We start from the raw sequence: 15415 nt of genomic DNA on the forward strand, positions 1-15415 counted from the left end.
CAATAGGACAATTAGAAAGAAAACGCCCGGCAACCGCGACCTGCGCCTAACCGCCCAGGTCCTCCACCGCCCTCGCCTCGCGCCACAGCGCATCCGCCTGCCTCTCGTCCAGCACGGCACGCGCCAGCTCGCGGAACTTGCGCTCCACCCCTGCCCCGTCCAACGGCGGCGTGTGCGTGCCGCCCGGCGAATAAGGGCCGTGTTCGGAAGGCGTGCCGTACTCCATCATGCAGGCGCCGGTTCGGCGGCGCCCTCCGCGCAGCGCGATCTCGACCCGCGCCGGCAGATAGCGTGGGTACAGCTGCGCATACGCCTCGTCGACGTGCAGATGGATGCGCGGATACAGCGCCTGCACCTCGGGCTCGACGGCGGGCCGGCGCACGCTCGACAGGTCGTACCGGCCGTGGCGCAAGGCGCTGGCCACGGCCCACACCACGCTCATCAATCGGTCGTAGAGCTCGTGCGCCGGCCCGGGCGCAGGCCCGAAGCGCAGCGCGACCGGATAGGTATGCACGTCGACGCGTTCGATTTCCTCTGCCGCCACCGGCCCGCCGTTCCAGATGGCCTGGATGGCATCGATGGCCGGCTGGGCATGGCGGCAGGCGGGAATGGGCTTGAAGTACACGCCGTCCAGCGTCTCGCCGCGCCAGGTTTCCGGATCCTGCGCGAGCCCCCGGCTGCGCAGCACGTCCAGGACGCCCGGGTCGGCGCCGCCCTCGAAGATGCGGTCGCCCGCCCCCAGGCCGGCGCGCGCCAGCTTGACCGACTCGATGGCGCAGCGCGCCGCCAGGCCGCCATGCAGCGGCGCCGCCGATCCATGTTCGGTCAAGCCGCGCAGCGCGGCGGCGGGAAACGAGAAGGCGGCATTGCCCAGCGCGCGCGCCAGGGTATCTTCGTCCAGCTCCAGCAGGCGCCCCAGCGCCGCGGCCGCGCCGATCGCGCCTGTGCACGAGGTCGGCGCCAGCCCGGCCAGCGTCAGGGCCGGATGCGCGCTGGCCGCCAGCCGGTTCGCGACTTCATAGCCGACGGCGATGGCCATGTGGATCGATGCCATGGCCCTGCCCTCGCGCATGCACCACACCACGGGAATGATGCTGTTGCAAGGATGGTTGCCGCCGTTGCCATAGCCATCGTGCAATTGCAGCAGCGAGCCCATGGCGCTCATCGCGATGGCCGCCGACTCCGGACTCAGGCCGTCCGGTCCGCCGGGAATCCGCACCGCGCCGGGCTGCGCCAGCACGAAGGCCGACCTGGCCTCGGGCAGGCTGGACCCGGCCAGCACGCAACCCAGGAAATCCGCCAGGATCAGCGCGACCTTCTCGCGCCGGGCCGGCGACAGGTCCTCGCGCCGCAGGCCCAGCGCGAACGCCGCCAGGCGTCGCGCCAGCGGCCGGCCTTCCCCATTGGCATCCGGCGGACAGGCCGTCATTTCAATAGCGCCCGGGCAATCAGCATGCGCTGGATTTCCGAGGCGCCTTCGCCGATGCGGTAGTGCCGCACGTCGCGGTAGAAGCGCTCGACCGGCACGCCTCGGATCAGGCCCGAGCCGCCTAGTATCTGCACCGTCCGGTCGGCCACCCGCCCGACCATCTCGGAGCAGAACAGCTTGACCATGCTGGTGGCCGCGCCCGCATCCTGGCCGGCATCGATGCGCCGCATGGTGTCGTAGGCCAGCGACCGCGCCAGCGCCAGTTCGGTGGCGGAATCCGCCAGCATCCACTGGATGGCCTGCCTGTCGGCCAGCGGCTGGCCGAAGGTGACGCGGGTCTTGGCGTAGGCCACGGCTTCTTCCAACAGCCTGTCGGCGGTGCCTATGCAAGCGGCCGACACCCCCATGCGCCCGCTGGCCAGCGACCCCATGGCAATGCCGAATCCGCCGCCGACCTCGCCCAGCACCGCCTCGTCGGGCACGAAGCAATCGTCGAAGCGGATTTCGGCCAGTTCGATGGGATCGGACCCAATGGTCTTGTCCACGCGCGCGATGTGCATGCCCGGCGTGCCCTGGTCCACCAGGAAGGCCGTGATGCCGCCCCGCGCGCGCCGGGCCGTGTCGGTCACGGCCAGCACCATGATCACCTGCGCGCGGTGCGCGGCGCTGATGAACTGCTTGAGCCCGTTGATCGCCCAGCCCCCCTCCCTTTTCTCCGCCGTGGTGCGCAAGGCGGCCGCGTCCGACCCCGCCTCGGGTTCGGTCAGCGCGAAACTGCCCAGCCATTCGCCGCTGGCCAGCCGGGCGACGTACTTGTCGCGCTGCGCCGGCGTTCCGTGGCGCGCGATACCGATTGGCGTCAGGCCGCTGGTGCAATCGAGCATGACGGTGAAGACGCGGTGCGACCGCGCCACCTCCTCCATCACCAGACAATAGGTGGCCAGGTCGAATCCGCCGCCGCCGTACTCGGCCGGCAGGCGCATGCCCAGATAGCCTTGCTGGCGCATCTCGGCCAGCGCCGAAGGCGCCACCTGGCCGTCCCGGTCCATCTGTCGGGCCAGGGGCTCCAGCCGTTCGCCGACGAAGCGGCGGATGGCGGGACGCATCTCGGCCAGTTCCGGCGTGCAATCCTGCTGTATGGGGCTTGAATAATTCATTATATGAATTGATAATTCGTTTTATGAATTTATTCTGGGCTTCACCCGAAAGGGTGTCAAGGCCCGCGCGCGCCATGAAAGAAACGGATCCGCTGTTCGTCACCGCGCTGGCCCGAGGGCTGGAAATCCTGCGCTGCTTCACGCCCGCGCGCGGCGAACTGGGCACCACGGAAATCGCCCGGCTGACCGGGCTGCCGCAGCCCACCGTCTGGCGGCTGTGCAAGACGCTGGCGGCGCTGGGCTATCTGGTGCCCACCGCGAACGACAAGCTGCGCGTGGGCGCGGCCGCCCTGCTGCTGGGCTATGCCGTGGTCGCGCAGACCGGGATCAACGACTATGCCGTACCGCTGATGAAGGCCGCCGCCGACGCCCTGGGCACCACGGTGCTGCTGGCCGAAAGGCACGAGGCCAGCATGGTGGTCATCCAGCGTTGCGAGCCCGCCCAGGTGCGCCGGGTGATGCTGCACATAGGGTCGACGGTCGGCCTGACCGACTCATCGCTGGGTCTGGCGTACCTGGCGGCCCAGCCGCCGGCCGAACGCGAACGCATCGTCGCCGGCTTGCAGGCAGAGGGGCGATGGGATGCCGACGGGGCTCCCGGCCGGCTGCGAACGGCGCTGGACGACTACGCGCGCCACGGCGCCGTGTTCATGCGTTATCCGCAGGAGAATTTCACCGCGATCGGCGTCCCGGTCCAGCCCGCCGACCGCCATCGCACGCTGGTCCTGACCTGCGGCGCCTCGGACGCCCTGTTCACCGACACCCACGTCGCCGCCACCGTCGCGCCCGCGCTCAAGCGCCTGGCGGCGGAAATCGCGCCCCTGCTGATCAAGAGATAGAACGCCGGGAACGGCGTCCTTACGCTACCGCACCCCAGAGGTCGTGGTCGTCGGAACGGGCGATGCGGACGGAAATGATGTCGCCTACCTTGTAGCGCTTCCAGGGCTTGTCGACCGGCGCCACATAGACCTTGCCGTCGATGTCGGGCGCATCGCCCATGGAACGGGCGATGCCGCCCTCGGGGCCCGCTTCGTCCACCACGCACTTGATGACCTTGCCGACGCGGCGCGCCAGGCGCTTGCGGGACACGGCCTGCTGGACCTGCATGAAGCGGGCCTGGCGCTCCTGCCGGACTTCGTCGGGCACGGGATCGGGCAGTTCGTTGGCGGCCGCGCCCTCGACCGGCGAATAGGCGAAACAGCCCACGCGGTCGAGTTCGGCCTCGCGCAGGAAGTCCAGCATTTCCTCGAATTCGGCCTCGGTCTCGCCGGGGAAGCCGGCGATGAAGGTGCTGCGTATCGTCAGGTCCGGACAGATCGCGCGCCAGGCGCGGATGCGGTCCAGGTTGCGCTCGGACGAGGCCGGGCGCTTCATCAGCTTCAGGATGCGCTGGCTGGCGTGCTGGAACGGCACGTCCAGGTACGGCAGCACGCGTCCGCCGCTCTCGTGGACCTCGTTCATCAGCGGCAGGACCTCGTCCACGTGCGGATAGGGATAGACGTAGTGCAGGCGGATCCAGGCGCCCAGCCTGGACAGTTCGCGCACCAGCTCGGTCATCCGGGTACGCACCGCGCGGCCGTCGACGAAGCCCGTGCGGTACTTCACATCCACGCCGTAGGCGCTGGTGTCCTGCGAGATGACCAGGATTTCCTTGACGCCGGCCTTGACCAGGTTTTCGGCCTCGCGCATGACCTCGTGGATCGGCCGCGACACCAGGTCGCCGCGCATGGACGGGATGATGCAGAAGCTGCAGCGGTGGTTGCAGCCCTCGGATATCTTCAGGTAGGCATAGTGCTTGGGCGTCAGGCGCACGCCCTGCGGCGGCACGAGGTCGCTGAAGGGGTCGTGGGGCTTGGGCAGGTGCTGGTGCACCGCCTGCATGACCTCGTGGGTCGCGTGCGGCCCGGTCACGGCCAGGACCTTGGGATGCATCTTCTGCACCACGCCCTCGCCGTCGGACTCCTTCTTGGCGCCCAGGCAGCCGGTCACGATGACCTTGCCGTTGGCCTGCAGGGCCTCGCCTATGGTGTCCAGGCTTTCCTTGACCGCATCGTCGATGAAGCCACAGGTATTGACGATGACCAGGTCCGCGTCCTCGTAGGTCTTGGAGGTCTCGTAGCCTTCGGCGCGCAGCTGGGTCAGGATCTGCTCGGAATCCGAGGCCGCCTTCGGACAGCCCAGGCTGGCGAAGGCCACGCGGGGAACGGCGGCGGGGGTCGGGGAATCGGTGGAATGGATGGACATCGGGCGCACCGCGAGCGCGACTCGCGGCCGGAATTAGCGGAATGGGGGCATTTTACCGGGTTACGGCAGGCCCGCCCCCGCGCTACTTGCGCTCGTCGTCCTTGGAGGGAGACGTGAAGGGAAAAGTGGTGAACATGGACCGGGTCTGGTTCTGCATCTGGTCCTGCATCTGCACGAACAGGTTCTTGCTCTGCTCGATGTAGCTGCTCATCATGCTCTGGATCATCGGCGTCTGGACGTTCATGAACTGCGCCCAGGCCTCGGGGCCGAACTGGCCGCCGTACAGGCCCTTGGACTGCTCGCCCAGCTTGTTCTGGATCTCCATGAAGGCCTGGATGTTCTTTTCCAGGTACGAACCCATGATGCCCTGCATCGCATGGCCGTAGAAACGGATGATCTGGGCCAGCATGGTGGACGTGAACATGGGCGCCCCGGCGGTTTCCTCTTCCAGGATGATCTGCAGCAGGATGCTGCGGGTCAGGTCCTCGCCGGACTTGGCGTCGACGACCTCGAAGGTCTCGTTGTCCAGCACGAGCTGCTTGACGTCGGCCAAGGTGATATAGGTGCTGGTCTGCGTATCGTATAACCGGCGATTGGGATATTTTTTTATCAACCGCAACGCGTTGCCGGCTCCAGCTTGCTGCGCCATGCTTGCCCCCAACTTAGATTTGTATGAAACCGGTGCGGTCCGCCGACCGCACCGGCCATCAAGTTTAGTCCAACCCGGCGTGGAACGCCTTGGACCCGATGGGGGCTTACCCCATGTGCAGGCCGCCGTTCAGCGAGAAATCCGCGCCGGTGGCGAAGCCGGCGTCGTCGGAGGCCAGCCACGCCACGATGGATCCGATCTCGTCCGGCGTGCCCAGGCGCTTCACGGGAATGGTGTCGACGATGGTCTGCAGCACGTCGGGACGGATGGCCCGCACCATGTCGGTACCGATGTAGCCGGGCGAGACCGTATTGACCGTCACGCCCTTGGAAGCCACTTCCTGCGCCAGCGCCATGGTGAAGCCGTGGATGCCGGCCTTGGCCGTGGAATAGTTGGTCTGGCCGAACTGCCCCTTCTGGCCATTGACCGAACTGATGTTGATGATACGCCCCCACTTGCGCTCGGTCATGTCGCCGATGACCTGCTTGGTGACGTTGAACAGGCTGTTCAGGTTGGTGTCGATGACAGCTCGCCAGTCGTCCAGCGTCATCTTGCGGAAGACGCCGTCGCGGGTGATGCCCGCGTTGTTGACCAGCACGTCGACCGGCCCGAACTCCTCTCGCACCTTGGCGAACGCGGCCACCGTGGAATCCCAGTCCGCCACGTTGCCCACGGAGGCGTGGAACGTATAGCCGAGCGCCGATTGTTCGTTCAGCCACTGCTGAGAATCGCGATTGGGCCCGCAACCGGCGACGACGGTGAACCCCGCCTTGGCCAGCCGCTGGCAGATGACGGTGCCTATGCCGCCCATGCCGCCCGTCACGTACGCTATCTTTCCGCTCATGATGCCTCCTTATGAAACGGCGGAACCCCCCGCCGCTTGACCCGCAGAATACGCATGTCTCCTGTCATGCCGCCCGGATCCGCACGTACTTGCCCGGTGCGGGTTCGATGACGGGATGTTCGGCGCTGCCCAGCGCGCCCGGCGCCTTGCCCTGGCGCCCTCCGTGCTCCTTGATCCAGGTTGCCCAGTCGTTCCACCAGCTGCCCGCCACTTCGCGCGCCCCGCCCATCCAGGCGGCGGCATCGGCCGGCAGCTTGTCGTCCTCGCGCACCCAATAGCTGCGCCGGTTGCGCGAGGCCGGATTGATGACGCCCGCGATATGGCCCGAGGCCCCCAGCACGAAGCGCATCTGCCCGCGCAGCAGCGAGGTCGATGCGTAGGCCGAGGTCCAGGGCACGATGTGGTCCTCGCGCGAGCCGTACACGTAGGCCGGCATGTCGAGCGCGCTCAGGTCCAGTCCCACCCCGCAGGCGCGCACCTTGCCGGGCACCCGCAGGTTGTTCTCGAGATAGGTGTTGCGCAGGTACCAGGCATAGAACGGTCCCGGCAGGTTGGTGCTGTCGGCGTTCCAGTACAGAAGGTCGAAGGCCGACGGCGCCTGTCCCTTCAGGTAGTTGTTGACGACGTAGTTCCAAACCAGGTCGTTGGGACGCAGGAAGGCGAAGGTGGTGGCCAGCTCGCGCGCCGCCAGCACCCCGCCCGCGGCGAACTGCTGTTCGCGCAGCAGTACCTGGGCTTCGTCGATGAACACGTCGAGCACGCCGGTGTCGGCGAAATCCAGCAGCGTCGTCAACAGCGTGAGCGAGGCCACGGGGTCCTGGCCGCGCGCCTTGGCCACGGCCAGCGCCGACGACAGCAGCGTGCCGCCCACGCAGAATCCCAGCGCATTGACCTGCGGCTGCCGCGAAATGGACGAGACCGCGTCTATCGCCTCGAGCACGCCCTCTTGCAGGTAGGCGTCCCAGTCGGCATGCTGCACGCCGTCGGCGTCGGCCGACAACGGATTGCGCCACGACACCATGAAGACCTGCATGCCCTGTTCCAGCGCGAAGCGCACGAAGGAGTTGTGCGGCTGCAGGTCCAGGATGTAGAACTTGTTGATGCAGGGCGGCACGATCAGCAGCGGGCGCGCATAGGTGCGGGGCGCGAGCGGCTTGTACTGGATAAGCTGGAACAGCCGGTTCTCGAACACCACCGACCCTTCGGTGGTGGCAAGATTGCGCCCGACCTCGAACGAGGCTTCGTCGGTATGGGAAATGCGCCCCCTCTTCAGGTCGGCCATCAGGTTGGCGATGCCCTGCTGCAGGCTTTCGCCGCCGGATTCGAGCAGCCGGCGCTGCGCATCGGGATTGAGGGCGAGGAAGTTCGAGGGCGACATGGCCTCGACCCACTGCATGGTGGCAAAGCGCAGCCGGTTCAGGACGTGCTCGGGCGCCTCGATGCTGTCGGCCATCTTGAGCATGGTGCGCGCCGACAGCAGGTAGGCATGCGCCAGGAAGGCATGGGCGGGGCTGGCGCCCCAGGCTTCACCGGCGAAGCGCTGATCGGACAGCGGTTCGAGCTGGCCGGCGCTGGCGGCCCGCCAAAGATCGGCCCACTCCTGCGCGAACTCCTGCTGGATCTCCAGCAGCTTTTCGGGGGCCATGGCGTGCCCGCCCGACAGGATGCGGCTCGAAGGCGCCGACGACCCAGGCATGTCGACCTTCTGATTCAACATCTGCTGCCATGCTTCCAGCCACGCCAAGGGGTTCGTAGAATCCTGCCTGGACTGACTCACTAGAACACCTTGCTGATTCGATTACGCTAGATGCCATAGTGCATAGCGCGCCAGCGGCTGTCAAATCGCGCCAAGCCCCCGGAAATCGCCGGCGCGGCGGCCGACAGGGCCGACGTTTCATACCTCTTTCAGACTTGCCGACCCATGCATTTTTCCTTCCTCGTCGCCATCGGCTGGCTTTACGTGACACTGCTGATGTCCCTGGCGCAGCCCACCGTGCTGGCGGGTATCGCGACCCTGCTGTTCTACGGACTGCTGCCGGTCGCGATCCTGCTCTACATCTTCACCGCGCCCATGCGCAAGCGGCTGCGCCGCGCGCGCGAAGCGGCGCGCGACACCCCGGAAAACCCTGATCAAGAGAAACCCTGATGGAGCCGGCGATCATGCGTGGCCCCGAGCGCCTGGCGGTCAGGAAGCCAGCCAGGCCAGCGTCGCGAAGCGTCCGGTGACGCCTTCCTTCCGGTAGGAGTAGAAACGGTCGTTGCCGGCCACCGTGCAGAGATTGCTGCGCACGACCGTGGCCACGCCCGCGGCGCGCAGCCGCTGCTCGGCCAGCGCCGGCAGGTCGGCCCGCCACTTGGGCGCGCCCGCCGCGTCGCGGCCGCCCGTCGGCACGAAGGCCTGCGCCGGCGGTTCAGCCATGCGCGCGAAGGCGGCCCGGACTTCGTCGCCCACCTCGAACGCCGCCGGGCCGATGGCCGGCCCTATCCAGGCCCGCAGGTCCGTATCCGGCGCCACCGCCATCGCCGCGACCGCGTTTTCGAGCACGCCGGCCGCCAGCCCGCGCCAGCCGGCATGGGCCACGGCCAGGACACCGGCGCCGGGAGCCGCGATCACGACCGGCAGGCAGTCCGCCGTCATGATGGCCAGCACCCTGCCCGGCGTGCGCGTGACGGCGGCGTCGGCCGGCGCGGGATCCGTTTCGCGATCGGCATCGGCCACCCGCGTGCCGTGTACCTGCTCCAGCCACAACGGACCGGACGGCAGCAGCGCGCGCAGGCGCGCGCGGTTCGCGGCCACGGCCTCGGGCGCATCGCCCACGTGGGCGCCCAGGTTGAACGAGGCGTACGGCCCCGTGCTGACGCCGCCGGTACGGGTGGTGGCGACGATGCGCAGCCCGGGCCAGTCCGGGCCCTCGTGCACGAACGGCTCGGCAGCATTCATTCCTCGTCCCCCTCGTCCAGGTAGTCGTCCGCCTCCTGCCCGTCATCGTCCCAGGCGATCACGCGCACGACGGCCTGCATGTCGTCCGGTACCGGCGCGCGGAACACGCGGGGCCCGCCCTGGACCGGATCGTCGAATTGCAGCCGGGCCGCGTGCAGCATCTGCCGCCCGGCGGGCTCCACCGCCTTGCCGCCGTACAGCGTATCGGCCAGCAGCGGATGGCCGATGCTGGCCATGTGCACCCGTATCTGGTGGGTGCGGCCGGTTTCCAGGCGGCATTCGACCTCGGTCACCGGCATGCCGCCGTGCGCCCGGCCCTGGCGCAGGGGCTCGAAATGGGTGATGGCCGGCTTGGCGGCGATGGGCCGCTCCACGCTCATGCGCACCGGCACGCGCGGATCCCGCCCGATGGGCCGGTCGATGGTGCCGCCGCGCCGCACGTGGCCCGACACCAGCGCCAGATAGCGCCGTCCCACGGTGCGGGCCTGCAACTGCCGCACCAGCGAGGTCTGCGCCGTAATGGTGCGCGCCACCACCATCAACCCCGAGGTATCCTTGTCCAGCCGGTGTACGATGCCGGCACGCGGTACCTGGGCCAGCTCGGGGTAGCGGTGCAAGAGGCCGTTGAGCAGCGTCCCGTGCCAGTTGCCCGCCCCCGGATGCACCACCAGGCCGACCGGCTTGTCGACCACGATCCAGTCGGCGCTGTCGGCCACGACCGGAAAATCGATGGCTTCCGGCGTGAAGGCCAGCGACTCGGGCGCCGCTTCCTCCCACACCGTTAGCTGGTCGCCCGGCCCGACCACCTGCCGCACCGACGCCTCCTTGCCGTTGACCAGCACCCCGCCGCGCTCGATCCAGCCCTGCAGGCGGCTGCGGGAATGCTCGGGCAGCAGTTGCGCCAGGACCTTGTCCAGGCGGCCGGCCGGGGTGCCGGGAGGCAGGTCCAGCAGGCGCGGTTCGGCTTCCTGGGTTTCGATATCTTGGGACGGCAGCGAAGATGACATGTTTCTGGAGGGCGTGGCCGCGAAGCCCGAATATAATCACGGATAGTCTATTGGTGAGGGACACCACCATGCAGTTGAATTCCCTGGCAATGCAAGCGGCCTGCGGGCATGTGGCCCCGGTCCGGCGGCAAGGCCTCGTCACGCGGCTGGGCCTGGCCCTGGCCTGCCTGCTGGCCTTTTTCGTCCTGGCGGGCTGCGCCAATACCGGCAAGGAACCCGACCCCACGGTGGGCTGGACTGCCGAAAGATTGTACAAGGAGGCCAAGGACGAGATGGACACCGGCAACTGGACCCAGGCGGCCAAGTTGCTGGAAAAGCTGGAATCGCGCTACCCGTTCGGCGTCTTTGCCCAGCAGGCGCAGATCGACATCGCCTACGTCTACTGGAAGGACGGCTCGAACGCCCAGGCGCTGGCCGCGATCGACCGTTTCGAGCGCCTGCACCCGAACCACCCCAGCCTGGACTACATGCTCTACCTGAAGGGGCTGATCAACTTCTACCAGGACAGCGCCTTCCTGGCCAGCCTGACGCGGCAGGACCCCAGCGAGCGCGACCCCAAGGGCGCGCGCGAGTCGTTCGACGCCTTCAAATCCCTGGTCGCCCGCTTCCCCGACAGCAAGTACGCGCCCGACGCCCGCCTGCGGCTGAACTACCTCGTCAACTCCATCGCGATGAACGAGGTCCACGTCGCCCGCCTGTACCTGGATCGCGGCGCCTATGTGGCCGCGGTCAACCGCGCGCAGACCGCCGTGCGCGACTTCCAGGGTGCCCCGGCGGTCGAGGAAGCGCTCTACATCATGGTGCTGGCCTACGACAAGATGGGCATGACCGACCTGCGCGACGACGCCTCGCGCGTGCTGAGCATGAACTATCCCGACAGCACCTTCGTCAAGAGCGGCTTCCAGAAGGAAAGCGGCCCGTGGTGGAAGATCTGGTAAGGGCGCCGCGCCCGTGACCAGCGCCCTGCTGATCGACGATCACGCCATGTTCCGGGAGGGGCTGGCGCTTGCCCTGCGGCAAGCGGCCGGCCCCTCGCTGCATCTGCGCACCGCCGCCGGCGGCGCCGAGGCCCTGGCCCTGCTCAAGGACGCCACGGCCGACATCGCGCTGATGGATTACTACCTGCCCGACCTGGGCGGCGCGGCGCTGGTGCGCCAGTTGCGGCGAGCGGGGGCCGGCTTGCGGATCATGGTGCTGTCCGCCTCTGAAGACCAGGAAGACGCCGAAGCGGCCCTGGCCGCGGGCGCCCACGGCTTCCTGCACAAGTCGGCCGACGTCGGGCAATTGCTGGACGCCATGCGGCGGGTGCTGGCAGGGGAACTCGTGCGGCCCCCGGACAGCCCCCTTCCCGCCTCGCTGGCGGTCCTGTCCGAACAGCCCCCGGGCCGCCTGACGCCGCGCCAGACCGAGGTGCTTTGCCTGCTGTGCGAGGGCCTGCGCAACGGCGAGATCGCCGAGCGCCTGGCCACCACCGAGAAAACCGTCAAGGCTCACATCTCGGCCATCTTCGCCGCACTGGGCGTGGTCAACCGCACCCAGGCGGTACTGGCCGCGCGCCGCGCCGGCCTGTTCGGCAAACCCAGGTAGGCCGAGGCTAACCCAGCATTCTTGCCAGGGCCTCCCGCAGCTCGGCGGGCTCGACCGGCTTGTGCATCAGCGGCCAGGTGCGCGCGGCCGCCTCCGCCAGGCGCTGGGGGTCGGTATCGCCGCTGACCAGCATCGCCGGGATGCTCTCGTCGTTGTATTCCTCGTGCAGGGCGTCGATCACCTCGATTCCCGTCTCATGGTTGCGCAGCCGGTAGTCGCTGATGATCAGGTCCGGCCGCTCGTTGCGCTGGGCCGCGGCCAGCAGGATCTCGCGGCCGCTGGCGCCGGCCACGACCCTGCAGCCCCAGGCCTCCAGCAGCAACTGCAAGCCGTGGCGGTTCTCGGTGTCGTCGTCGATCACGAACACCAGCCGCCCCCGCAGCGCGCCGGCGGCACGATGGGCCGGCGCCGCAGCCGGCTGGTCGACGTGCCGCTCCGCCATCCGGGGCACGGTAATGGCAAAAACACTGCCCCGCCCCGGGCGCGAGCGCAGCCCGACGGTATGCCCGAGCAGCTTGGCCGTGCGCCGCACGATGGCCAGCCCCAGGCCCAGGCCCTTGCCCCGGTCGCGCTCGGGATTGTTCAACTGGTGGAACTCCCAGAATACCTTGTCCTGCTCGGATGCCGGGATGCCCGCCCCGGTGTCCCAGACCTCGATGCGCCAGGCTCCCCGCCGGGGGCGGCACGCCAGCAGCACCCCGCCGCGCGGGGTGTTGCGTATGGCGTTGTCGACCAGGTTGCGCAGGATCCGGTCCAGCAGCGCCGGATCGGTATAGACCACCGCCCGCGTGGGCCGCACGCGCAGGACCAGCGACTTGGCATCGGCCTGGGGCGTGAATTCCAGCAGCAACTGGTCGAACAGCGCGGCCAGCGCGAAAGTCCGCCGGTTCACGCGCACCACGCCGGCGTCCAGGCGCGAGATGTTCAGCAGCGCCTCGAACAGCGTCCCCAGCGCCGAGGCGGCCCGCCCCACGCTGTCGACCAGGCGCCGGCTTTCGTCTGGCAGCGGTTGTTCCTTCAGCACGCCGATGAACAGGCTGAGCGCATGGACCGGCTGGCGCAGGTCGTGGCTGGCCGCGGCCAGGAAGCGCGACTTGGCCAGGTCGCTGCGCTCGGCGGCATCCTTCTCGCGCTGCAGGCTCTCGACCAGGGAAAGGTTCTCGAAGCGCAGGCGCAGCGAGTCGATCTGCGTGCGCGACATGCGCTGCGCGAACACCAGCGTGACGGCCAGGTACAGCGCCGCCGCCAGCGCCAGCACGGTATGCATGGTGCCCGGAATGGTCAGGATGGCGACGAAAGGCAGCGAGAAATACGGCAGTTCAAAGGCATACAGCAGCGGCAGGTCGATGCAATAGGCGTAGATCGCCCCCGTGCCCAGGGTCAGCAGCGCGACGATGAGGAACATCTGGTGCGGCAGGTCCACGTGCAGCATCCAGTAGGCGAACGGAATCCCCCACAGCAGCCCGGCCACCCCGGTCGTGGCGATGGCGGCCCGCCGCCAGCGGGCCAGGCCCGCCGCGCTGCCGGTCGCCCTGCGATATCGCGTGACGCCCCAGGCACGGACCAGCGTCCAGGCCGCCTGCGCCAGGAACCAGGCCAGCAGTTGCCCCGCGGGCACCGCATCGCGCAGCGCCGCCCACACCAACCCCACCGTCAATAGCGCGCCGCACAGCGAGAACGGCAGGTTGCGGCGAAGGATCGCCGCCTGTTCGGCCTGGATCTGCTCGGCAAGGGGAAGGCGGGAGGCGGACATCGGGCTCGGGATTCCGGAAATTGGCACAACGCTATCACGGACGGGGGCGCCCAGGCATTGGACCTTGGGCCAATGTGCGCGGCATGGCATTCCGATACGCTGGCGGCCAATTCCCATCCGACAGGTACCGCCCATGCTCCCTCGACTCCACGCCCGGCCGTTGCGCGTGCTGTCGCTGCTGTCCATCCTGGCCCTGGCTGCATGCGGCGGGGGGGAAGACGGCTCCGGCCCGGTGCCGCCACCTCCCGAGACCGTGCCGCAACTGGCCGTCGATTGCAGCGGCCCCCATTGTGGCGCGGTCGATGCCCACCGCTACGCGGGCTCCGGGATCGGGGTCTGGCAGTACACCAACGACACCGACGACCGCGTGGAAGTGCCTGTCCGCATCGACGGCATACCGGGCAAGGACGTCCATCTTTCCTACGTGAACCAGTCGGATGCGCGGCAGAAGCTGCCGCCGCTGGAATTGTTCCTGCGCTCGCCCTACGCCGCCGCGGCCGCATCGGCCGCCCTGCTGCGCGCGGCGGGCCCCGCTCCGGATCCGGCGGAAAGCCGGCTGCCGCACGCGCCCTACGACATGCGCGCCTTGCCCCGCCCCCGCATGAAAACCGCCTCCGGCCCGGCTCTGGCCAGCATGGCCGCCGCGGCGTCCCATCGGGTGGGCGACACGAAGCAATGGTGGGTAAATGATTTTTCGTACCGGGACGACGCCAAGGCGCTGCGTCCGACCACGCTGCGCCGCACTTTCCGCGTCGATGGCGCCGATCCCAGGACCCTGAATATCTGGGTCGAGGACGCGGTCACGGACGCCGGCGTGCTGACCGACGAAGCGCTGGACCAACTGCAGGAACGGATCCGGACCACCTACGACCGGGTGACCAGGATCGCGGGGCCGATCTGGAACGCAACACCCTACGAAGACATCATCGGCGCCGGCGAGGACCTGAACGTGGTGATCGTCGAGCGGATGGAGGTCCTGGGCTACGTCAGTTTCTCCGACACCTACGTGCGTCACTACTATCCGGACCTTCCTTACATCCAGCAGTCCAACGAAGCCCTGGCGGTGTACATGCACGCCCGGACCATCTACGCCCCCGATGACGTCTATACCGACTTCATCCAGAATTTCTCGCACGAACTCACGCACCTCGTGTTCTGGTTCTATCGAGGCATTCTCGGCGGCAACGAGTACAACTTCGACTCCTGGCTGAACGAAACAGTCGCCGAAGCGATGAAGGACCTGGTCTACCATCCCGACGACCCGGCGCCCTCCGACACCGCGGCGCGTTTCCGAAGCTGGATGATCTGGGGCCGGTACGGTAGTTTCAACTGCGATCTGCGCGACATGTATCCGATCCCCTCGCCGGACCGGGCCTGCTACGGCTACAACACGGTCAATTCGCTGGCGGCCTACCTGATGCGCCAGTACGGCGTCGATCTGTTCGTCTCGCTGTTGAACGATTACAGCTCGACCGACACCTTCGAGATCCTCGACCACTCCCTCCGGCAGGTGGGGGGCGACGGTTTCAAGGCCATGCTGCGCCGCTTCGGCAGCAGCGCGGCGCTGTTTCCCGCGGCCGCCTCGCCGGCCGGATTCGGCTATCCCGAGAGGCACGAACACGAGATCTCCCTCGTGCCGCTGGACGGCGCGTCGTATGCAGACATCACCGCACTGCCGGCCAGCGTCCCGCTTTACCTGGAACCCTACGGCTTCTTCCCGTTCGTGCGGCCCCGCATCCAGGGCAGCTACAGCGAAACCCTGCTCGTTCCGCCGCGCTCCAGCCTGAGCATCGTCATCCGATAG

Annotated in this window: 14 protein-coding genes; 5 read left to right on the forward strand and 9 right to left on the reverse strand. The window is 68.3% G+C overall.

Features of this window, described 5'->3' with window-relative positions:
* Nucleotides 1-46 precede the first annotated feature (46 nt).
* Nucleotides 47-1429, reverse strand: a complete 1383-nt coding sequence (locus tag EV675_RS18680; protein WP_130358694.1) for an MmgE/PrpD family protein — start codon at nt 1427-1429, stop codon at nt 47-49.
* A complete protein-coding gene (locus tag EV675_RS18685; RefSeq protein WP_130358695.1) occupies nt 1426-2586 on the reverse strand; it encodes an acyl-CoA dehydrogenase family protein in 1161 nt (386 codons plus the stop codon). Before EV675_RS18685 ends, EV675_RS18680 begins: the two co-directional genes overlap by 4 nt.
* Nucleotides 2587-2660: 74 nt before the next feature.
* On the opposite strand from EV675_RS18685, the gene EV675_RS18690 reads away from it, so the two are divergent.
* Nucleotides 2661-3425, forward strand: coding sequence for an IclR family transcriptional regulator (locus tag EV675_RS18690; protein ID WP_165404650.1), 765 nt, complete (start codon nt 2661-2663; stop codon nt 3423-3425).
* Between the two features lie 19 nt (nt 3426-3444).
* Here EV675_RS18690 and rimO read toward each other — a convergent pair whose 3' ends face one another.
* The 4 genes from rimO to phaC form a co-directional block, all read right to left on the reverse strand.
* On the reverse strand, nt 3445-4830 hold the full coding sequence (gene rimO / locus EV675_RS18695; RefSeq protein ID WP_130358697.1) for a 30S ribosomal protein S12 methylthiotransferase RimO: 1386 nt from the start codon (nt 4828-4830) through the stop codon (nt 3445-3447).
* An 82-nt stretch (nt 4831-4912) separates the two neighbouring features.
* Entirely contained in the window at nt 4913-5479 is a 567-nt protein-coding gene (phaR, locus tag EV675_RS18700) for a polyhydroxyalkanoate synthesis repressor PhaR (RefSeq protein ID WP_130358698.1), read from the reverse strand.
* A 106-nt stretch (nt 5480-5585) separates the two neighbouring features.
* Complete coding sequence (phbB, locus tag EV675_RS18705; RefSeq protein WP_130358699.1) at nt 5586-6323, reverse strand: acetoacetyl-CoA reductase; 738 nt, start codon at nt 6321-6323, stop codon at nt 5586-5588.
* 64 nt (nt 6324-6387) lie between these two features.
* Nucleotides 6388-8019, reverse strand: a complete 1632-nt coding sequence (phaC, locus tag EV675_RS18710) for a class I poly(R)-hydroxyalkanoic acid synthase (protein WP_165404719.1) — start codon at nt 8017-8019, stop codon at nt 6388-6390.
* 225 nt (nt 8020-8244) lie between these two features.
* On the opposite strand from phaC, the gene EV675_RS18715 reads away from it, so the two are divergent.
* Nucleotides 8245-8469 (forward strand): hypothetical protein, encoded by a 225-nt coding sequence (locus EV675_RS18715; RefSeq protein ID WP_130358701.1) that lies wholly within the window; start codon nt 8245-8247, stop codon nt 8467-8469.
* 39 nt (nt 8470-8508) lie between these two features.
* On the opposite strand, the gene pgeF is transcribed toward EV675_RS18715, so the two are convergent.
* On the reverse strand, nt 8509-9264 hold the full coding sequence (gene pgeF / locus EV675_RS18720; RefSeq protein ID WP_130358702.1) for a peptidoglycan editing factor PgeF: 756 nt from the start codon (nt 9262-9264) through the stop codon (nt 8509-8511).
* Nucleotides 9261-10271, reverse strand: a complete 1011-nt coding sequence (locus tag EV675_RS18725) for an RluA family pseudouridine synthase (protein ID WP_130358703.1) — start codon at nt 10269-10271, stop codon at nt 9261-9263. The genes pgeF and EV675_RS18725 overlap by 4 nt, the downstream gene beginning before the upstream one ends.
* 89 nt (nt 10272-10360) lie before the next feature.
* Here EV675_RS18725 and EV675_RS18730 point away from each other — a divergent pair, with 89 nt between their 5' ends.
* Nucleotides 10361-11209 carry an outer membrane protein assembly factor BamD gene (locus EV675_RS18730; RefSeq protein WP_130360216.1) on the forward strand — a complete coding sequence of 283 codons (849 nt, stop codon included), beginning with the start codon at nt 10361-10363 and terminating at the stop codon, nt 11207-11209.
* A gap of 13 nt (nt 11210-11222) precedes the next feature.
* Nucleotides 11223-11858: a response regulator transcription factor gene (locus EV675_RS18735; protein ID WP_130358704.1), complete on the forward strand. Its 636-nt coding sequence runs from the start codon at nt 11223-11225 to the stop codon at nt 11856-11858.
* 7 nt (nt 11859-11865) lie between these two features.
* Here the strand turns inward: EV675_RS18735 and EV675_RS18740 are convergent, their stop codons facing one another.
* Complete coding sequence (locus tag EV675_RS18740; RefSeq protein ID WP_165404651.1) at nt 11866-13611, reverse strand: ATP-binding response regulator; 1746 nt, start codon at nt 13609-13611, stop codon at nt 11866-11868.
* A 133-nt stretch (nt 13612-13744) separates the two neighbouring features.
* Here EV675_RS18740 and EV675_RS18745 point away from each other — a divergent pair, with 133 nt between their 5' ends.
* The gene (locus tag EV675_RS18745) at nt 13745-15415 is read left to right on the forward strand and encodes a M30 family zinc metallopeptidase (RefSeq protein WP_165404652.1); all 1671 of its coding nucleotides are present in this window, start codon (nt 13745-13747) and stop codon (nt 15413-15415) included.

Source organism: Pigmentiphaga kullae, assembly GCF_004216695.1.
GTDB classification, from domain to species: Bacteria; Pseudomonadota; Gammaproteobacteria; order Burkholderiales; family Burkholderiaceae_B; genus Pigmentiphaga; species Pigmentiphaga kullae.